16 protein-coding genes and 1 pseudogene are annotated in these 24,103 nt (G+C 61.8%); 11 read left to right on the top strand and 6 right to left on the bottom strand.

The window, feature by feature from the left end; translation table 11 throughout:
* Window positions 1–223: 223 nt before the first annotated feature.
* The 6 genes from FPP74_RS12270 to FPP74_RS09080 all read left to right on the top strand — a co-directional run bounded on the left by FPP74_RS12270 (window position 224) and on the right by FPP74_RS09080 (window position 14,269).
* Window positions 224–1,078, top strand: a complete 855-nt coding sequence (locus FPP74_RS12270) for a DNA adenine methylase (RefSeq protein ID WP_095553826.1) — start codon at window positions 224–226, stop codon at window positions 1,076–1,078.
* Entirely contained in the window at window positions 1,075–2,805 is a 1,731-nt protein-coding gene (locus tag FPP74_RS09100) for an ATP-dependent endonuclease (RefSeq protein ID WP_095553825.1), read from the top strand. The genes FPP74_RS12270 and FPP74_RS09100 overlap by 4 nt, the downstream gene beginning before the upstream one ends.
* A 252-nt stretch (window positions 2,806–3,057) precedes the next feature.
* A complete protein-coding gene (locus FPP74_RS09095) occupies window positions 3,058–9,447 on the top strand; it encodes a DEAD/DEAH box helicase (protein ID WP_144718126.1) in 6,390 nt (2,129 codons plus the stop codon).
* Between the two features lie 30 nt (window positions 9,448–9,477).
* Window positions 9,478–11,823, top strand: coding sequence for a 3'-5' exonuclease (locus FPP74_RS09090; protein ID WP_144718124.1), 2,346 nt, complete (start codon window positions 9,478–9,480; stop codon window positions 11,821–11,823).
* Window positions 11,824–12,033: 210 nt separating this feature from the next.
* Window positions 12,034–13,230 carry a sodium/glutamate symporter gene (gltS, locus tag FPP74_RS09085; protein ID WP_144718122.1) on the top strand — a complete coding sequence of 399 codons (1,197 nt, stop codon included), beginning with the start codon at window positions 12,034–12,036 and terminating at the stop codon, window positions 13,228–13,230.
* 121 nt (window positions 13,231–13,351) lie between these two features.
* Window positions 13,352–14,269 (top strand): type II restriction endonuclease, encoded by a 918-nt coding sequence (locus tag FPP74_RS09080; RefSeq protein ID WP_144718120.1) that lies wholly within the window; start codon window positions 13,352–13,354, stop codon window positions 14,267–14,269.
* Here the strand turns inward: FPP74_RS09080 and FPP74_RS09075 are convergent.
* The gene (locus tag FPP74_RS09075) at window positions 14,266–15,201 is read right to left on the bottom strand and encodes a Dam family site-specific DNA-(adenine-N6)-methyltransferase (protein WP_144718118.1); all 936 of its coding nucleotides are present in this window, start codon (window positions 15,199–15,201) and stop codon (window positions 14,266–14,268) included. The two genes, FPP74_RS09080 and FPP74_RS09075, sit on opposite strands and share 4 nt — an antisense overlap.
* A gap of 157 nt (window positions 15,202–15,358) precedes the next feature.
* On the opposite strand from FPP74_RS09075, the gene FPP74_RS09070 reads away from it, so the two are divergent.
* Window positions 15,359–16,672 (top strand): MFS transporter, encoded by a 1,314-nt coding sequence (locus tag FPP74_RS09070; RefSeq protein WP_144718116.1) that lies wholly within the window; start codon window positions 15,359–15,361, stop codon window positions 16,670–16,672.
* 297 nt (window positions 16,673–16,969) lie between these two features.
* Here FPP74_RS09070 and FPP74_RS09065 read toward each other — a convergent pair whose 3' ends face one another.
* The gene (locus tag FPP74_RS09065; RefSeq protein WP_144718114.1) at window positions 16,970–19,054 is read right to left on the bottom strand and encodes a DUF262 domain-containing protein; all 2,085 of its coding nucleotides are present in this window, start codon (window positions 19,052–19,054) and stop codon (window positions 16,970–16,972) included.
* Between the two features lie 235 nt (window positions 19,055–19,289).
* A pseudogene (locus tag FPP74_RS09060) lies at window positions 19,290–19,601 on the bottom strand (SNF2-related protein); the annotation flags it as partial.
* A gap of 351 nt (window positions 19,602–19,952) precedes the next feature.
* Here FPP74_RS09060 and FPP74_RS12525 point away from each other — a divergent pair.
* Window positions 19,953–20,147 carry a Fic family protein gene (locus FPP74_RS12525; RefSeq protein ID WP_370511802.1) on the top strand — a complete coding sequence of 65 codons (195 nt, stop codon included), beginning with the start codon at window positions 19,953–19,955 and terminating at the stop codon, window positions 20,145–20,147.
* A gap of 136 nt (window positions 20,148–20,283) precedes the next feature.
* Window positions 20,284–20,640, top strand: a complete 357-nt coding sequence (locus tag FPP74_RS09050; RefSeq protein WP_144718110.1) for a hypothetical protein — start codon at window positions 20,284–20,286, stop codon at window positions 20,638–20,640.
* Window positions 20,641–20,736: 96 nt separating this feature from the next.
* Here FPP74_RS09050 and FPP74_RS09045 read toward each other — a convergent pair whose 3' ends face one another.
* Window positions 20,737–21,060 carry a Wadjet anti-phage system protein JetD domain-containing protein gene (locus FPP74_RS09045; RefSeq protein WP_144718108.1) on the bottom strand — a complete coding sequence of 108 codons (324 nt, stop codon included), beginning with the start codon at window positions 21,058–21,060 and terminating at the stop codon, window positions 20,737–20,739.
* Between the two features lie 17 nt (window positions 21,061–21,077).
* Between FPP74_RS09045 and FPP74_RS12520 the strand changes: the two genes are divergently transcribed.
* A complete protein-coding gene (locus FPP74_RS12520) occupies window positions 21,078–21,251 on the top strand; it encodes a TIGR00366 family protein (RefSeq protein WP_370511801.1) in 174 nt (57 codons plus the stop codon).
* Between the two features lie 165 nt (window positions 21,252–21,416).
* Here FPP74_RS12520 and FPP74_RS09035 read toward each other — a convergent pair whose 3' ends face one another.
* Window positions 21,417–21,746, bottom strand: a complete 330-nt coding sequence (locus tag FPP74_RS09035) for a hypothetical protein (protein ID WP_144718106.1) — start codon at window positions 21,744–21,746, stop codon at window positions 21,417–21,419.
* Between the two features lie 254 nt (window positions 21,747–22,000).
* On the opposite strand from FPP74_RS09035, the gene FPP74_RS09030 reads away from it, so the two are divergent.
* A complete protein-coding gene (locus FPP74_RS09030) occupies window positions 22,001–23,125 on the top strand; it encodes a Fic family protein (RefSeq protein ID WP_240510554.1) in 1,125 nt (374 codons plus the stop codon).
* On the opposite strand, the gene FPP74_RS09025 is transcribed toward FPP74_RS09030, so the two are convergent.
* On the bottom strand, window positions 23,122–24,087 hold the full coding sequence (locus FPP74_RS09025) for an NAD(P)/FAD-dependent oxidoreductase (RefSeq protein WP_144718104.1): 966 nt from the start codon (window positions 24,085–24,087) through the stop codon (window positions 23,122–23,124). The genes FPP74_RS09030 and FPP74_RS09025 overlap by 4 nt on opposite strands.
* Window positions 24,088–24,103 lie beyond the last annotated feature (16 nt).

Here is a 24,103-nt window from a genome sequence, read left to right as displayed (position 1 = left end):
GTTGGGGCCCTTGGGGCTTCGGGCCTTTGGGGCCTTGGGGAGTGACAGATTTCCCCGGGCCCTCGCTTGAGCCCTGGGAACCCCCAGGTGGGAGGGTCTAGTAGTTCCCTGTTGTCTGCAAGAATCGAAGCGTTGTCCAAGAATCTAGCGTAAGATGTAGCCATTAATCTAGTTGGAATTTGAAGTTGACGCCTGCATTTTGAGGACATGAGGTGGTTTAAGAGTGCCGATTACACACACACCACTGCGCTATCCGGGTGGAAAATCGCAGGTATATGAACAGATCGCTTCGATTCTCCGCGTTAACGAAATGTCGGATCGGACATATGTAGAGCCTTTCGCTGGTGGTGCGGGATTGGCACTCAAGTTTCTCTTCGAAGGAGATGTGCCTTCGATTATTTTGAATGATGTTGATCCCGCCATTGCGAATTTTTGGCGAACGGTACTTGCAGAGCCTGGTTACCTTTGTGATCGCCTATTTGATACGCCCGTCGACATGGAATCATGGGTTATGCAACGTGCTATCTATGAAGACGAGTCTAAGCAATGGACTCCAGAGCATGCGTTCGCAACCTTATTCCTTAACCGTACAAACCGCGCAGGAATTTTGCGTGGCGGGCCAGTTGGGGGGAAGTCGCAAAGTGGTGTGACGAAACTTGATGCGCGTCTGACGCCCACAACAATTGACAATCTGTGTAAAAAAATCGAAAAAATCTATCAACATCGTGAGCAAATCCAGGTATTTTCTGATGATGCCGGCATCTTGCTGGAGAAATTAAGGTTGGTATCGGATCAGCATTTTGTTTACGCTGACCCTCCGTACATTGGCAAAGGCTCCGCCCTTTACCACAATAGTTTCTCCCAAAAAGACCATTGTGTCTTTAGCAGGCAGATTGTAGACAGCGGATGCGCGTTTATCGTCTCTTACGACGAACACCCATTGGCCCGAGAAATCTATCGTGAATTGCGCATGCGCTACCTGACACTTCGCTACTCCTTGAACAGTAGGCAAAGCAAGAGGGAGTACCTCTTTTTTTCAAAAGATTTAAGAATTCCATCGGAATTGGAGAAAGCATGACTGAGACCTCGAATAGTGAAAACGCTAGTTCTGAACAAGCAACTCCAAATTCTAAAGAACCCTGGTCCGGACACGTTGAGTCAATAAAAATAGTTTCATACAGAAGCTTCACGGACATCGAGATCCCTTTTTCTCCCGGACTAAACATCATTAGTGGAGCTAACGGCATCGGGAAAAGCAGCATTTTATATTTGCTTAGCAATGCTTTTCAACGGCCAGTGGGTAGTCTGCCCTGGATGGAGGAGGTAGCACGGAATAAGCTATTGTCGGGATTCTCGAAAGTACTTAATCTTAAAGTCGAACAACTGATCCGAGACTCAAAATATAGCGACCCCTCGCTAGGTACTGTCGGCACGCTTTTTACTGTCCGTTATGAAGGCGGAAGGAGTTTGGATTTCAGAAGGCACAACTCCAAACAGGACGCGCGACATCGCCTTATTCCCTACTACAGTCAATCTAAGCCGTGGGGCCTTCCGTCGGTGCCTGCGATCTACTTAGGGCTTTCGAGGCTGTCAGCGCCAGGGGAAATTGATGATCAAATTAGGTTCAAGAAACGGCATGTTCTATCTGACGAGTCGATGGAAGAACTTAAGAAAGCGTACAGCCGTATTGCGAGACTAAAATTGCTGCAAACTGAGACGGGTTCGTGGGATGGGGGAAAGCTAGCAGGTAGTTTTGACACCACGACGGATGGTGTTGATTCAAACACAGTTTCAGCAGGCCAAGATAATGTATTCGTAATACTATATGCGTTTCAAGCTCTGAAAGAGTACGCGACGAAAACCGAGAAAAGTCCATCAGTTCTGTTAATTGATGAATTTGACGCAACATTGCATCCGGCGATGCAAATAGATCTCATGAGCAAGCTTCGTAAAGAGTCCAAAGATTGGAATATCAGAGTCTTCTTTACGTCACACAGCTTTAACGTGTTAGAGGAAGGCTTGCGTCATAAAGATAATATTCTGTACTTTAGGTCGCTTGCGAATGGAAGCGCAGAGTTGGAACAAGAGCCGTCGATGGCTAGTTTTAGAATGGATTTAAGTACTTTAACTAGAGAAGCTCTCCTAAGTAACAACGAGATTTTTGTACTGATGGAGGATGCTGAGGCGCGGACTGTATTCAATGAACTCGTTAGAATTCTGTCGCAGGTTGATCCAGGATTCACTCAAATTGCCGCCAAGTTGAGATTGGTGGAAGTTAACATGGGGGCATCTATTCTGAAGCAGTTGTTTGCTGTGAGAGACCTCTGGGCTGAAACGCCCGCCTTCGGTGTGCTTGACGGAGACCAAAGCAACTCAGCCAATAAATCAAATAAATTGATATTTCTTCCTGGGGGGGATTCGCCGGAGAAGTTTCTTGTAGAATACGGGAAAAAGATTAAGGAAGATGAGCGAAGCTTCTGGGATAGCCGTCAAATGCGTCACGAGGGCTATTCCTATAGCGTGTTTGAAAAAGTGGTTCTCGACTACCTATCGGATAATTTAAATAAACCCAAAGGTCGTGCGAAGCGTGAGGTCTATAAGCAGGTTTGGAAGAGATTTGAAAGTGGGTTTACTCGGCTAGCACGCGCTTGGGTTTCCGATTTGAGGAATCGGAAGGAAGTAATTGAGTTTTATAAGCAACTTGAAGTAATGCTGAAGAAGAATAATTCATTGATTGGTCTGGCTAGTGAAACGTGGGAATTTGACGAGTCATTGCTTGTCAACCTGCCGAATGAAGGATGTTGAGTCTGATTTAGAGTTGGCTGCAACCCAGATAGCGAAGATTGAGCATGTCAGTGATGAATTGCAGAGAACATCTTCATTGAATTGTCTAATCAAAGGTGTTCTGGCTTGGGTTTTTCGCGCTAGCGGACACAGGACAGGCACTCGAGCCACAATTGCAGGCGAGCGATTGGATTGCTCGATCTTGTAATTATTCAACGAATTCCTGTTCCCCATTAATGCACGGTCTTTAGTTGGCCAATACAGTAGGAAGACGTGTCTACTCTTCTTCCCGTCCACGCGTCCGCGCACGTCCTTGAGGGCGTCACTGAGTACCTCACCACGACGTTCTCGCTGGCCAACCCGGATACTGCGAAGGCGCTGAGGTCGTTTCTGGACGACACCGAGACCGGCATGTTCCGCGGCCCCTACGTGCGCACCCGCCTGCCGTATGCGCGCGCCACGCAGTGGGAGGGGCTGCTGGGGTGGCTCCCCGCCTGGTTTACTCCCTATCACCACCAGGCAGAAGCTTTTCAGCGCCTGCGCAGCCGCACCCAGGCGGGCGAGCGTCGCCCAGAGCCCACCCTGGTGATCACGGGCACGGGCTCGGGTAAGACGGAGGCCTTCCTCTACCCCATCCTCGCGCACGCGAAGCGGATGCGGGAGAAGGGCCAGCGCGGCGTCAAAGCGCTGTTGCTCTACCCCATGAATGCGCTGGCCAACGACCAGGCCAGCCGCCTGGCCGCCCTCCTCACCTCGGAGGCGGGGCTGGAGGGCGTGGACGCCGGCATCTACGTCGGCGACCAGAACACGGGCGTGACCAAGGTGACGGAGGACTCGCTGATCACGGACCGCGACACCCTGCGCAAGAACCCGCCGGACATCCTGCTCACCAACTACAAGATGCTGGATGAGCTGCTCCTGCGCCCCGCCGACCGCGACATCTGGCGTGCGAGCGCCACCTCCCTGCAGTACCTGGTGCTCGATGAGTTCCACACCTACGACGGCGCGCAGGGCACCGACGTCGCGCTCCTCCTGCGCCGCCTGGGGCTCATGCTGAAGTCGCACCAGCCGGACGGGTTCCTGGGCGAGTACGCGGACAACCCGCTGGGCCGGGTCACGCCGGTGGCCACGTCGGCCACGCTGGGCGGCGAGGGCGATACGGGCCGCATCCTGGAGTTCGCGCGCACCATCTTCGGCGAGCCCTTCCCCGCCGACGCGCTGATCGGAGAAACCGCGCTGACCTTCGACCAGTGGCAGGCGGAGATGGCGGGGACGTATGGGGGGAATGAGGGGGCGTCGATAGGCGAAATGCCCAGCGTAGACGCCATCCGTGAGGTGCTGGGCGCGATCGCGGGGGACGCGACGGGGCGCGAGCACGCCGAGGTGGTGCTGGACGTGTTTCGCAGGCGCGTGTGGGGCTGCGGCGAGGCGCTCGAGGCGACGATCGCCGCGTACGCGCAACACCCGCTGACCAGGGCGATCATCGAGGCAGCGGCGCAGGCGCGGCCGATGGTGGCGCGCGCGGGCGAGGCGACCGCCCTGCCGGAGGCGGTGCTGGGGCAGGCAGTGGTGCGCCAGCTCAGGGGCGACGAGGCCGCCGAGTTTGTCACGCACCTGCTCACGGCGGTGGCGCACCTGCGCGCGCTCGCGGGCGAGAAGTACGGGTTTGAGGGCAAGCGACTGCCGGGTGTGGATACGCACCTGTGGGTGCGCGAGGTATCGCGCATCGACCGCGCCGTGACCCCCACCGCGGACGGCAAGGAGTTCCGCTGGTACGACGACGGCGTGGTCGGCGAGGGCGCCGACGTCACCGCCGAAGCCACGGACGAGCAAGCCCCCGCCGTGTGGCTGCCCGCCTGCTACTGCCGTGCCTGCGGGCGCGCCGGGTGGATGACCAGCCTGGAGCCGGGCACCGAGGCGCCGATGCTGGACCCGGCGGAGATCCGCACGCAGTCCATCGAGCACATCGAGCGCCAGCGCCCCCTGATCACCGCCATCAACGAGCTGCGCCAGGCCACCACCGACGGTGTGGACTTCACCGCCACCCGCGACCCCGAGGGCAAGCGCACCCCCATGTGGCTGCACACGGAGACCCGCGCGCTGTCCACCGCCGCCCCCAGCGCGGAGGAGCTCTTGCGCGGCACCTCCGTGCCCGTGCTCACCTACTCGGGCCAAGACGCCGCCGACTACGCCAAGGACCAGGTCTGCCCGTCGTGCGGCGAGCCGGACACCATCCGCTTCATCGGTTCGCGCGTGGCCACGCTGCTGTCCGTGGGGCTGTCCAACCTCTTCGGCATGGGCGAGCTGGATCAGGACGAGAAGAAGACGCTCGTCTTCGCCGACTCCGTGCAGGACGCCGCCCACCGCGCCGGCTTTGTCCAGTCCCGTTCCCACGCGTTCGCGCTGCGCACCTTCACCTACGCGGTCGTGGGCGATGAGACGGTGAGCCTCGCCGAGATGCCGCAGCGCATTATCGACGCCGCCGTGTACCACTCCCCCGACAACGACCCCGCCCGCGCACGCTACGAGCTCCTGCCCCCGGAGCTGGCCGACACGGTGAACTACCGCCCGTTCTGGGACTTCAGCGCGGATGCCCAGGCCCGCCGCAGCGCCACCCGTGAGGCGAAGCAGCGCCTCGCCTTCGACGTCGCCCTGGAGTTCGGCCAGCGCGCTGACCTGGCCCGCTCGCTGACGCTCACCGGCGCGCTGAACGTGGGCGTGGACATCCCGGACGCCGTGCTTGCCTCCGCCGCCCGCGAGGCCGTATCTCACGCCGCCGAGCAGTCCACCATCAGCGGCGACGCCGACGTGCAGCTGCGCTGGGCGCGCGGCCTGGTCGAGCAGGTCCGCGAGCGCGGCGGGATCAACCACCCGTGGCTGAAGTCCTACCTGCGCGACGACGGCAACAGCTGGCACCTGCACAACCGGCTGGCCAAGTCCAAGGGCGTGCCCGCCTTCCCCCGCGGCGGTGCGCCCGAGTTCCCGCGTGTGGGCGAATCCTTAAACGACAAGGACCGCGGCATTACTCCCCTGTCCAGCCCGCGCGGCCGCTACGCCCGCTGGACCTCCACCATGCTGGGGCTGTCCCCCCACGATGCCGCAGCCGTCCTCCGCGACTTCTTCAAGGCCCTGGCCAGCAGGAATGCGGTCACACCCGTGCAGACCAAGACCGGCGGGACCATCTACGCGCTCGAGCCGGAGCAGGTCGTGGTCTCCAGTGAGGCCGCACCGAAGCTGTTGCGGTGTGGGATCTGCCACGCGCAGTTGGGCGTCGATAAGCATGCGCGAAACCTTATGCAAGACCAGCCCTGCGCAACCCCCGGCTGCTCCGGCACCTACGAGGAACTGCCCGTCGAACCCAACTACTACTGGAGCCTCTACACCTCCGCCCAACCGCGCACCGTCGTGGCCAAGGAGCACACGAGCCTGGTCCCGCCCGAGGAACGGCTCGCGCTCGAACACGCCTTCCGCGGCGGCGCGAACCCCGCCGCCGACGCCCCAAACGTGCTGGTAGCCACCCCAACCTTGGAGATGGGTATTGACATCGGCGACCTGTCCACCGTCATGCTCGCCTCGCTGCCCACCACCGTGGCCAACTACGTGCAGCGCGTCGGGCGCGCCGGGCGACTGACCGGCAACTCGCTCGTCCTCGCCTTCGTCCAAGGCCGCGGGCCCACTCTGTCCAAGCTCAACGAGCCGCTCAGCGTGATCGCCGGCGCCGTCGCCCCGCCCGCCGCCTTCCTCTCCGCCACCGAGATCCTGCACCGCCAGCTCGCCGCCTACCTCATCGACGCCACCGACCTGGAGTCCCTCGGCGTCGACCCCACCGACGCGAAGTCGGTCTTCGGCTACGCCGATCGGCCCCTGGTCTCCGTGTTGCAGGAGGTCATCGCCGCGGGCGTGGAAGACAAGGTGGACCAGTTCCTGGACTCGCTGTCTGGCGAGGAGCTCGACCCGGAGCTGTTGGAACGCGTCCGCGCCTGGGCTACCGGACAAGGCCCAGAGACGCTTACCGCGGCGCTGACCGCCGCGCGCGAGCAGTGGAACGCCGAGGTACGAGTGCTGCAAGATCGCGCCGCCGCGCTGCGCGACGTGGAGGCCGAGCTGAAGAAGCGCGATGCCAACGCCGCCGCATCTCTGGACACCGAATTTGTCGACGAGGACCTCGAGCGTGAAAAGCGCAGCGTCAGCGCCGCGCTCAAGCGCACCCAGCGCGACCTGCACGAGCTCGCGCTCCGCGAGCGCTGGGTCTCCGCCCTGGAACGCTACGGGCTGCTGCCCAACTTCACGCTTATCGACGACTCCGTAGAACTCGCCGTGGCCATCTCCTACCTCAACCCCACCACCATGGAGTTCATGCCGGAAAGCTTCGAGCTCCAACGCGGCGTGTCCTCTGCGTTGCAAGAACTCGCACCGGGCGCGACCTTCTACGCCCGCGGCATCGCCGCGACCATCGACTCGGTGGAGATGGGCTTCGACGGCCAGAACGTGGAGCAGTGGCGCCTGTGCCCCGCCTGCTCCTACGGTGAGCGCGTCGCCGTCGGCGGGGCGAGCGCTGCCGCTACGGGTGGCGCTGGCGTTGTGGGCGCGTGCCCGCGGTGTGGTGCGGCAGCGTTCGCCGATAAGGGCCAGCTCATGGACGTGATCCAGATGCGCAAGGTGGCCGCCGAGGTGGACCGCAGCAACGCCACCATCGACGCCTCCGCCGAGGAGCGCCGCACCACCTTCTTCCACACCGCCATGTCCTTCGCGGTGCCCGAGCACGCCCCCGACGGCGGGCACTGGTACTTAAGCGGCGGCTTCGGCGCAGAGTACCTGCCGCAGGCGGACCTGAGCTGGTTCAACCTGGGCAAGGGCCAGGCGCAGCCGCGCATGCTCGCCGGGCGCGAGGTGGACGCTCCCCTGTTCACGCTGTGCCGGATCTGCGGCCACGTGGACTCCGCCCGCGGCGAGAACAGCAAGTGGGACCACCGCCCCTGGTGCCCGCAGCGCAAGGAGCGCGACGAGGACACGGTCACCACCGCGCTCGGCCGTTCGCTGCGCACCCAGGGCGTGCTGCTGCACATCCCGCGCACGCTCACCGCCGGCGACAAGGCCACCGTGCCCAGCCTCACCGCGGCACTGCGCCTGGGCTTCAAGGAGGTGCTCGGCGGCGACCCGGAGCACCTCAAGGTGGACACGGTGACAGTGCCCAACCCGGCGGGCGGCGGCGTGATCGAGGCGCTGCTCCTGCACGACAGCGTGCCGGGCGGCACCGGCTACCTCTCCCAGTTCGCGTCCCCGGCGCAGGTCCGCGGCCTGTTCGAGCAGGCCTACCGGCGCGTGGCGGCGTGCGAGTGCCACAGCGACGAGCGCCTCGCCTGCGCGCACTGCCTGCTCCCCTACACCGAGTTCCGCCACAAGGACGTGACCTCGCGCGGCGCGGCCGAGCGCGCCATCCGCGCCATCCTGCGCAACGAGGCCCACCCGGCCGACGGCGCGGACGCGCTCGCGGTGCCGTGGGAGCCGCAGACCACCCCGCCCGCGCCCGACGAGGGTTCCACCCTGGAGCTGCGCTTCCGCGAGGTGCTGCGCGCCGCGCTCGAGGCGCGAAACGTCACAGTGGCGGATCGCCCGAACGCCGGACGCATGGAGCTGGAGATCACCTTCCCCGGCGCCAGCGGCGAGCAGTGGGTGATGAAGGAGCAGGTGAACAAGGGGCACACGGTCCCCGACTTCCTGTTCACCCACCGGCGCCGCGGCGACGTCCGCCCCGTCGCCGTGTACACGGACGGCTACGCCTACCACGCCAGCCAGGCGCACTTCCGCTTCCCACAGGACATGATCAAGCGCGCCACCCTGCACTACGAGGACGACACGATCCCGTGGAACCTCACCGACGCCGACCTGGACAGATTCGAGCGCGAGGGCGCCGACGCCGCCGCCCCCTGGTGGGTCACCGCGGAGCTGCGACGGACGATCTCGGGCCTGCCCAAGCTGGACAGCGACGCCGTGGACTTCCTCCTCGCCTCCCCCATGGAGCAGCTGCTGCGCTACCTCAAGGCGCCGCGCACCGCCACCTTCCCCGCGCTGGGACGCGGGCTGGCCGAACTGCTGCTGGGCGCGCCGGGCAGGCAGCAGAGCGTGGTCGATTCCATGGTCCGCGTTGCCCTGCCGAGCGGGGCGTGCCTGGACCTGCGCCCACTTTCGCCAACCGAGTTCGCGCCCGAGCGCCTGTTCATGGACACCTCCGCGGGCGTGCTGGAGGCCGACGCGTGGAACGAGTACCTGCGCATGGCCAATGTGCTCTGGCTTGCGGGTCAGGGTGTGCGTGTGGAGACGAGTGCGGGGGGCGTCGAGAAGCGAACCCTGCCCGCGGAGCCCGCGCCGCAGGTCGCTGGGGCCTGGGCCGAGGCGATCGAGGAATTCGAGGACGAGGAGGCCGTGGTGGCGGCGCTGCGCACGCTTGCCGCTCAGCACGCGGCGCCGGCGAGCGAGATCGGCGAGGAGCTGGGCAGCCTGCCCACCGCGCTGATCTGGCGCGAGGCGAAGGTGGCGCTGCTGCTGGAGGCGGACCCGTCGTACGCGGAGGCCGAGGCGGACCTCGTGCGCGGCGGGTGGACCATTGTGCATCCGGAGGGGCTGACCCCGGACGCGATTCCGCAGGCACTGCTGGGCAACTAGCATCGGACCAGGACATGAAGGAGTAGCAGCATGGTGACCTTTTCGCTGTACGGCGGGTTGAAGCTGGACGGCAGTTTGATGAAGCCCACGATGGACTTCCTGCAGACGCTCGCCGCGGATCCGACGAACCCGTCGCTGAACATCAAGACCATTAAGAACTCGGTGGACAAGCGCGTGCGCACCGGGCGCATCAATGACCAGTTCCGCGCCGTGCTCTTTGAGCTTCGCGACGGCGACGTGCACCACTTCGTCCTCGTCCACGTCGACTCGCACGACGAGGGCATCGAGTCCGCGCGCCGCTTCGACCCGGCCCGGCTGGAGCTGCGCGCCAACGCGGTCAACGGCATCACGGAGCTGATCGAGCGGACGGCGCCGGATGGTGCGGACGATTCGGGCGCCCATGAGCCGGAGGTGTCGGACTCGCAGCGCAAGGCCGAGGAGGCGGCCCGCGAGGCCGAGGAGCTGGCCAAGGCGCAGGCGGCTGTCACGCCGGTGGAGCTGAAGCCGGAGGAGGTGCCGCCGCGCACCGAGCTGGAGAAGCACGGGTACACGCCGGCGCTGCTGCACGACGAGCTCGGCGTGGACGAGACGATCGCGGAGATGCTCTTCGTGCTCACCCGGGAATCCCAGCTGGTGGCGCTCATGCAGGGCCGCCCGAAGTGGGAGACGGAGGCCGTGGAGGGGCTCGTCGCCGGCTACACGATTGACGACGTCAAGGAGATGCTCAACCTCACCACCGACGCTGCGGGCAAGGCCGCTGACCAGCCGGGTTCCGAGGACGCGCGCATCCTCGCCGGCCTCAAGCAGGACGCCGCCCAGCTGGAGTTCGCCTACGTAGACGACGTGGACACCGACTCGCTGCGCGCGGTCATCGAGTCCGGCAGCTTCGACCAGTGGCGCGTGTACATCCACCCGGAGCAGCGCCGCATCGTCGAGGGCGACCACAAGGGTTCGGCCCGCGTCTTCGGCGGCGCCGGCACCGGCAAGACGGTCGTGGACGTCCACCGCGCGAATCACCTGCTCAAGCGGGGTCAACCCCGCGTGCTGCTCACCACCTTCACGGACGGTTTGGCGGGCGGCCTGCGCCAGCAGATGGCCGCGCTCAACCCCAACTACCCCGCCGCGGAGCCCGGCGAGCCCGGCCTGTGCGTCACCAACATTGATAAGCTGGTCCGCCACGTGATCACCGCCGCCGCGCCCGCCGACGTCGAGGAGGCCACCCGCCGCGTCCTCGGCACCGGCACCTCGCGCGTGCGCCCGTACAGCAACGACGAGGCCGCCCGCGTCTGGGGAGGGCTCTTGCTTATCGACGCCACCGTCGCCGATTCCCTCCCCGCCGGCACCACCAACGAGACTTTCCTCCAGCGCGAGTACGAGGGCGTTGTGCTGGCCAACTCCATCACCACCAAGGCGGAGTACCTCAAGGTGGCCCGTACCGGCCGAGGCACGCCGTTGAGTAGGGCTCAACGAAAGGTGGTGTGGACGCTCCTGCAGTCCGCGATGCAGACCCAGGCGGTGGACGGCAAGCTGTTCTGGCCCACCATGTCCGCCGTGGGCGCCGAGCTCCTGCGCATCCAGCGCGACCGCACCGACCGCGCCCTATTCGACCACGTCGTGGTTGACGAGGCCCAGGACTTCAACGCCGGCCACTGGCGCTTCCTCCGCGCCTGCGTGGACCCGGGCCCCAACGACATCTTCCTCGCCGAGGACTCCCACCAGCGCATCTACGGCCAGCCCCTGGTGCTCAGCCGTTTCGGCATCTTCACGCGCGGCAAGGCGTCGCGCAAGCTCACGCTGAACTACCGCACCACCAAGGAGAACCTGGACTACGCCGTGCGCATCCTCAACGCGGCGGGGGAGTTCACCGACTCCGCGGGAGAGACCGATGACACCCGCGGCTACCGATCCGCCCGCTCCGGCCCGAACCCCCAGCTCCTGCGCTGCGCCACACCGGACGAGGAGTTCGACGCAGCGGCCGCCTACATCAACTACTGGCTGGATGCCGACGAGGTCCACGAGCCCCGCATCGGCGTGATGTGCCGCACCCGCGGGCAGCTGAGCCGCATTGTCAGCGGGCTGGCCGACCACGGCATCGACGCCGTGCAGACCAAGGACGCGGCGCACGCGTCGGGGGAGCAGGTGGCCGTGATGACCATGCACGGCGCCAAGGGTATGGAGTTCACGCACGTCATCCTGATGAGCGTGGGCCGCGACATCCTCCCGCAGCCCTTCCGCCTCGCCGGGCTGTCCGGCGAGGACTACGCCGCTGCTTTGCAGCAGGAGCGCTCCCTGCTTTACGTCGCCGCCTCGCGCGCCCGCGACGCGCTGGTGATCACGACGGTGGGCGAGCAGTCGGAGCTGCTGCCGGAGGTGTAGGGGAGACCGCCCCTAAACAAGGTCCTGCGGGAACGGAAAGCCGACCGACTACCGAGTTACGCGGGACCTTTGTTCTTTCAGTACATGGATCGATGCTTGTTTGACCCTTTCTTCTTCCTTGTGAAGGTGATAACACCCGCCCGAAGAGCGAGCTACCTCACTGTGGTGTTTAAAGTAATCGTGTTCACAAATGATGAAAGAGGGTGACATATGCAAATTGAGATAGGACTGATCAGCTCGGCAGCGATCACACTGCTTTTGCTGTTGTTTGGCGCTTGGGCGGCGAGAAGCTGGAAGGTATTCAGCATGTTTGCCATTCCGGGGCCCGTGGTTGGGGGTTTTCTCTTTGCCCTTGTGGTGCTTGGGCTGCGGGAGTGGGGATCGGTTGAGCTCACGGTTGACACCACGCTGCAGTCGCCCGCAATGTTGGCGTTCTTCACCACGATTGGTCTGGGAGCATCGCTCAGCCTGATTAAGACTGGCGGGCGTTTTCTCATGGTGTACCTGCTGGCGTGTTGGTCGGTAGCGATTCTCCAGAATCTCGTTGGAATTGGCCTCGCCAAGGTCTTGGGGCTCAACGAGCTTCTGGGCATCATGGCAGGAGCTGTTTCACTCGAAGGTGGCCACGGCGCTGCTGCGGCGTTCGGTCCAACGGCAGAAGAGCTTGGCGCGCAAGGTGCTACCGCTGTCGCTATTGCGGCGGCAACATTTGGGTTGATCGCCGGATCGCTCATTGGCGGCCCCTTGGCAACCTGGCTCATCAAGCGAAACAACCTCGCGGTGGAGACCCACGATATCGGCAACGTCGAAGAGCGCGGAGTGGACAACGACTCAGACATCAGCGAAGGGTCCGTCACCGCGACTGCGGCCGTTATCGGCGTAGTGGTCGCGATCGGTGTCTACCTGGGCGAACTCTTCGGTGAATGGACCGGGTACTCGCTGCCGGGATACGTCGGGGCCATGCTCATTGCGATTGTCTTGCGCAACGTTAACGACGCCCTTGGGTGGGTGAAGATTCACGGGAAAACCCTCAAGCTGATTTCTGACGTCTCCTTAGGCTATTTCCTCACCCAAGCCATGATGAGTCTCAAGATTTGGGACCTCTACGATCTCGCACTGCCGCTCCTGGTCATCTTGCTTGTACAGGTTGCTGTACTTGCTGCTTTGGTCGTGTTTGTCGTTTTTCGGGTTCTGGGCAGAAACTACGATGCCGCAGTCATTTGCGGAGGCATGATGGGGCACGGCCTTGGCGGCACTCCGAACGCGGTTGCCAACATGGATGCGGTTGGCCGCAAGCACGGATTGCAGTCAAAGGTAGCAATGGTGGTTGTCCCACTTTCGGGTGCCGTGCTGATTGACATTGTTGCGCTGCCATGGATCGTCTTCTGCCTCAACTGGGTAGCGTAACCACCGGGGATGGGGGGGGGATTCGCTTTGGCTCCATTGATACGGAGAGGCGGGGTTCCCGCCCAACACCCAGGGCGCGGTGGCGTCGATAAGCGAGACCGCCCTGGTTTAGGGTAGGGGAATGCGGATTGAAGAGGGGCCGGTGGCGTCGGCAAGCGAAGTGGAGCGGGAGGCGCTGCTGCCTCGGCACGAGGACGCGGTGGTGCGCACGATGCTGGGGCTGCTGCCCAAGGATGCGGCGGACTGGCAGCTGGTGGGGATCGTGAACAAGGACGGGGACGTGTTCACGTTTGGGAATGACTCGAAGATCGTGGGGCGCGCGTTTGAGGTGGTGGCGACGGCGTACGTGAAGCAGCTTGCCGATGCGCTGGGGTACACCTTCCGCGAAAGCGAGGTGCAGACCCAGTACCCGGACTTCGTGCTGGAGAAGCCGAATGGGCGGCTCATTGCCATTGACGTCAAATCCACCTACCGCAGCGTGGGCAAGCGCGGGGCGACGCGCGCGTTCAGCTTCACCCTGGGCAGTTTCACCAGCTACCTGCGCAACGACGGGACGAAGAACATTTACCGCACGTACGACGATTACGACGCGCACTACGTGCTGGCGTTCCTGTATTCGCGGACGAACCGCTTCGAGACGACCCGCGTTCCCGTCGCCGACATCGACAGCATCCGCCCCGCTTACGAGGACGTCGAGGTGGCGTTCATGGAGAAGTACCGCTTGGCCGGGGACAAGACCGGCAGCGGCAACACCGACAATCTGGCCACGTTCAAGGCGACGTCGATGGAGCCGTTCCAATACGGCGCCGGCCCGTTCGCCCTGCTCGGCCACGACGTGTTCGAGCACTACTGGCGCAACCACCCCAGAAACGCCGACTCCGCCGAGGTCAAACGCGCGAAGTTCAAGAACCTGCCCGCGTACTTCGACTGGCTGGAACGCCAGGACAGCGCCCCGTTCGACCCCGCGCAGCTGCGCGCGTCCTACGCGCAGTACAAGGACTTCGTGGCCGATCGCGGCTGGGCGATTCGGCTGAACTAAAACAGCGTTGCCAGGCTCGCTTCGGGGCTTGCTTTGGCGCTTGTCGACGCCACTTCATCCCCCGGCACCGCGTGCCCGGGCGAAATGACCAACGCCTCCGTCATCGCCTTGCGGTTCTGCACCGACGCGCCGACGTGGTAGAAGTGCTCGGTGGTGCGCAGCTCGCCCTCCCAGGCGCGCAAATGCGTGTTCTCGCGGTGGATGTTGGAGTGCCACATGCTCAGCGCGTACCCGGCGGGGGAGTCCTGTACCTGGCGGGCCAGCTGGTCGGCGAGGTCCTGGCTCCAGGTGCAGAAGTACTCGTCATGCCTATCGATGTACGGCGGATCCAAGTACAGAAAGTCCTGCTCCGTGAGCTGGCCGATGATGTCGGTGAAGTTGGCGTGGCGGAACTCCCACTCGGGGCGCTGGGCGAGGAGCGTTTCCACCCAGTGGACCTGGTTCACGATCTTGGTAATCAGCGCAGGCTGGAAGCGCTGCGGCTTCCGGCAGAAGGGGACGTTGTACCTGCCCTTGGCGTTGAACCGCATCATGCCGTTGAAGTTGCTGCGCTGCAGGAAGAGGAAGTCGAAGGGGCTGCCGGTCTCATTGAAGCGGTCGCGGACCTCGTAGTAGTAGGAGTGCTTGTCCGCCGGGGTTGCGGCCAGCTTCGGCGCCGCCTGCTCCAGGTAGTCGCGGACCTTCCAGGCGGTGAGCTCCCCGGATTGGATGCTGCGGTAGAAGTTGACCAGGTGCGGATTGATGTCCACAAACACCGCGCGCTGGGGCGCGAGGTTGAACCCCACGACGCCCGAACCCATAAACGGTTCGTAATAGGTTCCTGATCCGTCCCACCGAACGTTCGCCGCGATGAAGGGGACAAGTTTGGTCTTGATCCCTTGGATCTTCAGCGGCGGCACGTTCACGTGACCTATCTGCTGTGGCAGGAGCATGGCGGGGCCTTTCGGGCGAGTGGCGGTTGTGTGGTGAGTGTAGCAACCGCGCCGAACACGCCCGTGCGCTGCGGAAAGGGGGATCCTGTAGCATGACATGCACCCGACGGCCGTCACGTTTTGCCATGGTGGCGCCGGTGAGACCAGGAGCACTTGAGTGACAACTTCACACGGAATTGATGAAAAGCTCACCAACGAGCACAAGCGCGTCCTCGGCGGCGCGCTGGTTGGTACCACGATTGAATGGTTCGACTTCTTCATCTACGCACAGGCGGCGGGCCTGATCTTTGCCACGCAGTTCTTCAACCCGGTGGCCCAGGAGTCGCCGGGGCTGGCCCAGATTATCGCGTGGGCGTCGATAGGCATCTCGTTCCTGTTCCGCCCCTTTGGGGCGATTCTTGCGGGCCACCTGGGCGATCGCCTTGGGAGGAAGCCTGTGCTCGTGCTCACGCTGGTGGGCATGGGCTTTGCGACGTTCCTCATGGGGCTGCTGCCCAACTACGAGTCCTGGGGGATTGCCGCGCCGATCCTGCTCGTGGTGCTGCGGATCGTGCAGGGCATGTCTGCGGGCGGTGAGTGGGGTGGCGCCGCGCTCATCGCTGTCGAGCACGCGCCCGGCCTTCGCAGGGGCTACTTCGGCGCGTTTCCGCAGATCGGCGTGCCGCTGGGGATGATGCTGGTGACCATCATGATGCTCACGCTCACCGCCGCGATGACGCCTGAACAATTCGAGGCGTGGGGCTGGCGCATCCCATTTTTGTCCTCGCTGGCACTCATCCTGGTCGGTGTATTCATCCGCCGCTCCGTCGAGGAATCGCCCGTGTTCACCGAGATGGAGCAGCTGTGCGAGCGCTCGTCCGCGCCGCTGAAGGACCTGTTCGCGGGCCACTCCAAGCTGGTCGGGCAGTGCGCGCTCATCTTCGCCGGCAATAACGCCGCCGGCTACCTGCTCATCGCGTTCTTCGTCTCCTACGGGTCCAAAACGCTCGGCTTCCCTCGGCCGGTGGTGCTGGGGATCATGCTGCTGGGCAGCGGCGCGTGGTTCATCTCCACCCTGGTCAGCGGGCATATTTCCGACGTCATCGGTCGCCGCGCCGTCTTCATCTGGGGCTACGCCGCGCTCATCCTCTGGTCGCTACCGCAGTGGGTGCTTGTTGACTCCGGCGAGATCTTCCTCTTCGCCCTAGCCACCATCGTCCTCGGCATCCTGCTCGGCGTGACCTACGGGCCGCAATCCGCCCTCTACGCAGAGATCTTCCCGGCCTCCGTCCGCCTGTCTGGCCTGAACATCAGCTACGCGCTCGGCTCCATCATCGGCGGCGCGTTCGCTCCGATGATCTCGCAATTGATCCTGGAACGCACCGGGAACGCCATCTACATCGGTGCGTACATCGCCGCACTGTGCGTGTGCTCGATGCTGGCCGTGGTGGCCGTGCCGAAGGGGATCCAGGGGCGCGCGCTGGGGGAGTAGGCGGTGGCAAGCGGAGCTAGCAGGAGCGTGCTAGTAGAGGCGGGAACAGGATGCCGGCATCCACTGCCGTCCCAAACAGCGTGAGCACCCAACTCTAGGCCGTTCCTTCGGATTTGGTGGCTGCACTGCTTATCGACGCCGCCCCGGCATCACTATCGTCGCTTCCATTTGTGTGGGGCTTGGAAGTAGCCATCAACTTTGCTTCCTAACGCTCCACCCCGTTGCGGAAATCGAGTAGGTCAGAAAGAGGCTGTGCTATGGTCGCAAAGCTCTGGCGAGAAGGAATAAAACCTCCTATTAACTAGCAGACAATTTGGAAAGCGGAACCAAGTCATCGACATCTTCCAAGGCCCAGAACTCTTCGCCCTTGAGGTTCGTTACGCCGAGGGAGTGCGCGGCTTCATCCAACGAGTCAAAAACATTGACGCCATCGATGACAAGATGGCCGTCCTCATTAACGACGGCATCAACAATCCAATCTGGATCAACCGGATCGAGAAGGTCGCCAGGTTTCAACAGTCCGGCCTCAAAGAACTCCTGCAGGGTTCTAGACCAGGAACGTTCTTCAACGTCAGACGTAGAAATCACCGGTGCAGAGTCAGCTGTGATGTGGGCGAAAGCATCACGGATAACCTGGGAAATGAGCCTACGGCGGTTGGAAAGGAACTCGTCGTAGGACATGTTTTCCCAACCTTCTGGAATGGCATGCCAGTACATCTGTTGCTTCAGCCATTCCTCGCCTTGCGAGCGCTTCTCGACGAGTTCTTGCCAATAGTCCTTCGGGGCGCGATCTGAAATATGGATGTTGGTAGCCCAATCAGTGGGAGCGAAGTTAGCCACCTGGTTGATGCGCTTGAAGTCCGTAATCCCCAAAACCTTTTCCTGGTATTTGCGTGGAAAAAGATGGTGGCCTTCGGTGCCCTTAGCCGCGGGCTGGTTGGGATCCATCCAATCACGCACGCGCTCGTTGAGCATGAACATCTTTGCATCCAGGATGTTCAGCGCAGCGAGGTAGCACTGGTAATGCGGCGATAGGGCAGCGCCGGAAGTAACCAAGTTCTGGGGCAGATTGAAACGCCAGTAGTCTTCGGTGAGTTGAGTGCTAATCGTACGGTTAAGCAGCTCTTCGAAGCCATCCGCGTCGCCTTTGTCCAGCGCAGCAATCTGGTCGAGGTCCTTCTGGATTTGGGATTCCGATGAGCCCGTGTAGCGGGCAGTGAGTTGCGACATGAAGAGCCAGCGGGCAACCAGCGCGCGAAGGCGAGCGAGCTCGACGCCGAAATCATTGCGTCCAAGCAAGAAGATCACGTAAGAGTAGATGATGTTCATGTGCGAGGTGACGTTCCGGTTGGTTCGGAATCCAGCCGCCTGAATCGAACGAATGAATTCCGTCCAGTTCGTGGGATCCAGGACGACCGGAAGAGCATCTTTGAGGAGCCCTAGTTCGCGTTCTTGACGCTCAGAGTTCACGCGGCCGGTGTGCCGTTCCTTTGCTTGAAGGGCGGCGTACGCATCTTGCAGTCGGCCTCGTCGCTGCCCGACAGCAACCATTGCACGAACAAGGTGGCCGTTCTCAACTTCAATATAGGGGTTGTGAGCCGTCCACCGGATTTCTTTCCTCAGTGCGGAGCTCGCGTGGGCTGGGGACATACGGGAGTTGCGTGAAAACTCCTCGATTTGTTCACGGCCTTCAGGCCAAAAGACGCTGAGCCACGTCAGAATATAGTCGTATGCCTTCAGCCGAACTCCTTCTGAGTTGATGCGCACGAAGACGTCAGCAACGAGGCGCTTGTCCGCTTCGCTCTGAAGGTGGACGACGTTGAACTGATATTTCTCTAGCCCAGACAGTTTGCTAAAGACATCATGAATTGCCTCTTCTTCTTCATCGCTAAGAGTTCCGCCGGATTCTTCATACCTCTTGAAGAATGCTTTTGTTGCCTTGAAGGGGCTGGCGAAATAGGTCGAAATGTCTTCGATCCACTCCGGGGATTTGGCAATAGGTGGTGTACGAACCTCAAACTTCTCACTAAATGGATTGAACGCAATACGGATCTGTTTCTCGTTATAGTTAACGTCCCGGACAGGAAAGCCTTTTATTGCGGCATAAAGACTGGTCAAGCGCTGCTGGCCGTCGATAATTTGGTGCTGGCCGATGAAATTCGCGTCACCTGAAATTGATCGAGACTCACCATCGGCAGCAACGTCCCAAAACATAAGTTCGCCTACTGGGTAGCCGCGGTACATCGAATCAAAAAGGTCACGAACCTTCGACGTGGGCCAGACAAATGGCCTCTGGAGATCTGGAAGTTGAATCTTTCCAGAGTGAACATCATTGACAAGTTGCTGCACTTCCCACGAGACAGTGCGGAAAATGGAGGCCATGGAGAGAGACCTTTCTAGAGTGACGAGAGAGAATTGATACCTCTTTAGAGTATCGCGCGCTTCTGACACCTCTGCATGCGATTGCGCTGATGTGTTCGAGTGACGAAACTGCACCTGAAAAAGGCTCCGAACTTTGGGAAAAGCTCGTTAGAGTTTCCGCCTCAGGATGGAAAGCCGAATCACCGCAGGATCATCACAGTAGAACACGCTTTGCCACAAACCCCGAGTCCGGGTGGCTGGCAGGGACAACGATCAGGGTGCGACGTTTACGCTCCGCCCAATACTGCGTAATAACAATGCCCGCCTCGATCGTCTTACCGAGGCCGACCTCATCCGCCAACACGACGCCCCTTGCCGCGTTGCCCTTCAGTGCGAATAGTGTTGCCTCAATCTGGTGAGGTTTGGGTTCCACCTGGGCGTCGAAAAGCAGTCCTGTAAGCTTGCCGACATGGTCATTAGCGTAACTTCGCTCAAGCTCATGCGCGAAATACTTCGCTTGATGGTTGGAGAGGTGCATCCCGAAGGAGAGGGCCCTTGTCCTACACATCGCCGACGCTGAGTTGCAGCTGCGCCCTGAAACGCTTGCAGCCGTGGATCGAGCGACCATCGCGGTGGCACGTTTCGACGCTTCTGCTGTCACCAGCATCCCGCTCTTGCAGCGCGGTGAATCCGTCGAATCGAGTCGGATTGAGCAGCTGACTTCCTTGTCAAGGAAAATTTTTGAGGCGGAACTTTCTGGTGTCGGGTCGGCGAATACCAAGTTGATCGTGGCGAACGTTCGACAGATGCAGCGGGCAATTGAAGTTGATGCGGCGACGACTGAAACGTTGCTCGCAATGCATGGCGTTCTGCTGCGAGACTCCGTGCCAGAGTCGCTGGCCAGTTGCGCGACCAAGCAGTGTGGATCGGTGGGCCGGATGACCACCATCCGGGAGGTGCGCTGTTCGTTCCACCGCACCATGCGCATGTGCCGGTACCGTTGGCGGACTTGGAAGCATTTATGCGCCGCGAAGACGTTCCGGTGCTAGCACAGGCAGCTATCGCACATGCCCAGCTTGAAACCATCCACCCCTTCGCTGATGGTAACGGTTGAACGGGCCGTGTGCTGATGCATGTGCTGCTGAAGTCGCGAGGGCTCAGCGTGAACGGCCCAGTGTCAATTTCTGCAGGGCTCCTATCGCGGGTCCGATGATTACTTCGCGGCCTTAGATACGTATAGGCAAGGTGACGTGGACCAGATGGTGGCACTGTTCGCAGAGAGCGTTGTCGAGGCAATCGCGCACGGAACATGGATCGCAGAGGAGCTGGACTCACTGCTAGGGGAGAGGCGACAGCGGTTGACAGCCCGCTCCGACGCCTTGGCTTGGAAAGTCCTTCCCCTGCTGCTGCAGCGTCCTGTACTCACGACGCGCATCGTCGTCGACGAACTGAGGGCTTTCGTGGTGTCAGCAGGAACTGCCTTGGAGGCGCTAGAACGAGCCGACATCGTTGCTGGGGCGCAGCTGGATAAGCGGACCCGCGCCTGGCGAGCGCCTGACGTATTGGCGATATTGGACGAGTTCGCCGAGAGGAGACGGTGCCTATGACCAAACGGCGCTAGCTCCGTTTACACCGGCCGCGAGGACAAAACCCCAGGTCGCGAGAAACCAGAAACCCTAAACGGAGCTAGCTCGCCCGCTTCCTTACCCACCCCGCAACCGCTCTACGGCGTAGTCGAAAACGATGCGTTCCTGTTCGATACGCAGGCACCCGCCTGCGGAGTGGCTGCGTAGGTAGTCCAGGGCGTCGGCCTCCCCAGAAGTAAGTCGCGCTGGGGTGAAGCGGCTGGGGTTTGGCTCTTCGACGGCGAGGGCGTCGTGGTCGCGGGCGGTGTCGATGTCCATGAGTACGGACCGTGTATGCGGCAGGTGTGCGCGTACGAGGTTAAGGATGTAGAAGCCGTAGGAGTCCAGGTCTTCCCAGTACAGCACCACTTTCGAGGCAAGCCACCGATGCGAAGGGGGCAAGCTTCCCGCAAACTATCATGGCTTTCGCCTGTGGAGACACATGGACCAACCAGATTCAGCCGTTCTGGGCGCTTCCGCTGCTCGGGGTTGCTGGCCTGAACGCGCGGGGCATAGTGGGGTACCGCATCTTGAGGCTCCTAATTGCCGGCGTGATCATCTGCGCCGGGTTTGTGCTCCTGACGTTGTTTTAGCAGGGCGTTTTGGTTGAGTGAGCGCAGTCCGCCTGGAGCGAAAAGCTCCGGGTACGGCCCCAAAACTTTTGGGGTCGAAGAAACTTAACGAACTTAGGAGCCCAAACTTCAACCTCTCAGCGAGTTCAACGACTTAAACGCCGAAGCTGAGTGCTTGAATGACCGCTACTTATATGCCTCGGCGAACCGGCCGTTCGGATTGTACGGGCTGTTCCAGCCGATTGACCACAGCATGAAACCGAGGAAAATGACAAAGGCGATGAAACCGCCGACCTTGCTGCTCAAGTCGGTGCTCTCGCCCTTGCTCTCGCGCTTCGCAAGTGGGATTACCGATGGTTCCTGTTCTGCCGCCGTCGTGAAATCTGTGGTTGCGGAGTTCCCGGTGGTCTGCGCATGGGCGGTGGCGGGATTCGCTGCTGCAGCGAAAGAAACCGTAGTGACAGGGGAAAGCGCAACCGCAGCAGCGGTCGCGATACCGACGAACTTCTTTTTCACGGGAGTGGATCCCTTCCTGTTGACCACCTCCACTTTAGCTCGAGGAAAGCGTAGATCGATGTGCTTTGACCAATAGCTAGTGAGCAAGCTTTAGGATGCTGTCGGAGGGTAGCGGATTAAGCTTTAGGGTTTTTGCAGACGTCAAAACTTAGGCATATAAACTTTAGCGTCGAATAAAATCATAAAGCTTCGCGTGCTAACTTTGCTTCATGAGTTGGCCAAGTATCTCTTTTGAGACATTGCCGTGGCGTGCTGTGGCTGAGAACCTGTCGCGGCGCGCTCAGCTGCGCACGCCCAGCCAATACGAGAGCGCTATCGTGCCGCATATCGCTGGCGAAAAAATGCAGCTTCGTCCTGAGACACTTGCCGCAGCGGATAAAGCGACTATCGCAGTGACGCGCTATGACGCTACGCATGCCACAGATCTTTTTCCCTTCATTCCATTATTGCTGCGCGGTGAATCCGTCGCATCGAGCAGAATCGAACAGCTGACCTCCTCGTCCAGGAAAATTTTTGAAGCTGAACTTTCCGGCGCCGGGTCTGCGAACGCCAAGTTGATCGTGGCGAATGTTCGGCAGATGCAGCGCGCGATTGAGGTCGATTCAGCCACGACTAAGACGCTTTTGGCAATGCACAGCGTGCTTCTGCAGGACTCCGCGCCGGAGATCGCGGGTAAGTTGCGCGAGCAAGCGGTGTGGATCGGTGGGCCGGATGATCACCATCCGGGTGGTGCACTTTTTGTGCCGCCACACCAAAAGCATGTTCCAGCACTGTTGGAGGATTTAGAAGCCTTCATGACTCGCCGTGATGTCCCAGCGTTGGCGCAGGCGGCGATCGCGCACGCCCAGCTTGAAACGATCCACCCCTTTGCAGATGGCAACGGGCGCACGGGGCGTGCGCTGGTACACGTGTTGCTGAAGTCGCGAGGGCTTAGCGTGAACGGGCCGGTGCCGATCTCTGCGGGGTTGTTGTCCAGAGTCGATGACTACTTCGCCGCCCTTGATGCGTATAGGCAAGGCGATATTGATCAGATCGTGGCACTGTTCGCAGCAAGTGCGCTCGAAGCCGTTGAACATGGGACGTGGATTGCGCATGAGTTGGACTCGGTGCTGGGGGAGTGGCGGCAGAAGCTGACTGTCCGCTCCGACGCCCTGGCGTGGAAGGTCTTGCCGTTGCTTTTGCAGCGTCCAGTGCTTACGACACGGATCGTGGTCGACGAGCTTGGAGCGTCTCTGGTCTCGGCAGGAAATGCGCTGGAAACACTCGAGCGGGCTGGCATTGTTGTCGGAGCACAGCTGGATAAGCGGACGCGCGCCTGGCGAGCCCCCGACGTGTTGGATCTGCTCGACGAGTTCGCCGAGCGGCGGCGGCGCACTTAGCGCGCGGAGTTCAGCGCCGCGATATCCTCCGCCAGGATCGCTTGGTCGACCTTGACGCCCACAGTCGCGCCGGCGCCCATCGCTTGCGAAACCTGGTCAGGGGAGCTCACCACGTTGCCAGCTGCCCAGAGGCCGCTTATCGACGTCCCACCGTCCTCCACCCGCACCCAGCCGTCAGCCGTGCCGTCGACGGTAGCGCAGCCGGCCTGCTTGAGCAGCGCGTCGTTGGGGAGGAAGTCGGGCCCGGTGAAGCAGGCGTCGAACGCGGTGGCGTCGTCGCCGGCGCGCACGACCACGCCGGTTGCGGAGGCGGCGTCGGGGTCCACGCGGGTGACCGGGGCGTCGCTGATGGTGGCGCCGAGGGCGTTGAGGATGCCGCGCTCTGCATCGTCGAGAAGAAGCCCGTTGGGGTAGAAGGTGAGCTGATCCGTCCACTTGGACAGCAACTTGGCAATGTTCGTGGTGAACGGCGGGTTGGCGCCGCCAACCAGCGCGACCTTCTGGCCACGGACCTCGTATCCATGGCAGTACGGGCAGTGGAAAACGCGCGTGCCCCACAGATCTTGCAGGCCGGGTACGTCGGGGAGACGGTCGGTGATGCCGGTGGCGACGACGACGTGGCGGGAGCGAAGCGTCTCGCCCGTGGAGAGCGTGGTGAGCCAGCCGCCGTCGATGGCGGAAAGCGCGTCCGCAGTCGCGCGCACGAGGGAGCCACCGAAGGACGCGAACTCGGCGTGGCCCCTTTCCAGGAGCTCCATCGGCGAAACACCGTCCATGCCGAGAATGCCGTGTGCGTGCTCGCTGAAACGATTACGAGGCTGGCCAGCGTCGACGAGTACTACTTGGCGGTTAGCGCGCACGAGTGTGATCGCAGCGGCAGTGCCGGCGAAGCCACCGCCGATGACGATGACGTCGGGGTGAGCGTAACTGTTTGGATACGGGTTGGGTCGGTTGTGCGGCATACGGTTCCTCGTGGAG

The organism is Corynebacterium sp. NML180780 (assembly GCF_007786415.1).
GTDB lineage: Bacteria > Actinomycetota > Actinomycetes > Mycobacteriales > Mycobacteriaceae > Corynebacterium > Corynebacterium gottingense.
The sequence above is the reverse complement of the archived record's forward strand: the minus strand, read 5'-3'. Positions and strand labels throughout refer to the sequence as shown.

Excerpts from the sequence above, each read along its gene's own strand:
- FPP74_RS09065 (WP_144718114.1), bottom strand. The coding sequence starts at position 19,054 with ATGGCCTCCATTTTCCGCACTGTCTCGTGGGAAGTGCAGCAACTTGTC.
- FPP74_RS09090 (WP_144718124.1), top strand. The coding sequence starts at position 9,478 with ATGGTGACCTTTTCGCTGTACGGCGGGTTGAAGCTGGACGGCAGTTTG.
- FPP74_RS09100 (WP_095553825.1), top strand. The coding sequence starts at position 1,075 with ATGACTGAGACCTCGAATAGTGAAAACGCTAGTTCTGAACAAGCAACT.
- gltS (WP_144718122.1), top strand. The coding sequence starts at position 12,034 with ATGCAAATTGAGATAGGACTGATCAGCTCGGCAGCGATCACACTGCTT.
- FPP74_RS12520 (WP_370511801.1), top strand. The coding sequence starts at position 21,078 with ATGGCTTTCGCCTGTGGAGACACATGGACCAACCAGATTCAGCCGTTC.
- FPP74_RS09080 (WP_144718120.1), top strand. The coding sequence starts at position 13,352 with ATGCGGATTGAAGAGGGGCCGGTGGCGTCGGCAAGCGAAGTGGAGCGG.
- FPP74_RS09075 (WP_144718118.1), bottom strand. The coding sequence starts at position 15,201 with ATGCTCCTGCCACAGCAGATAGGTCACGTGAACGTGCCGCCGCTGAAG.
- FPP74_RS09025 (WP_144718104.1), bottom strand. The coding sequence starts at position 24,087 with ATGCCGCACAACCGACCCAACCCGTATCCAAACAGTTACGCTCACCCC.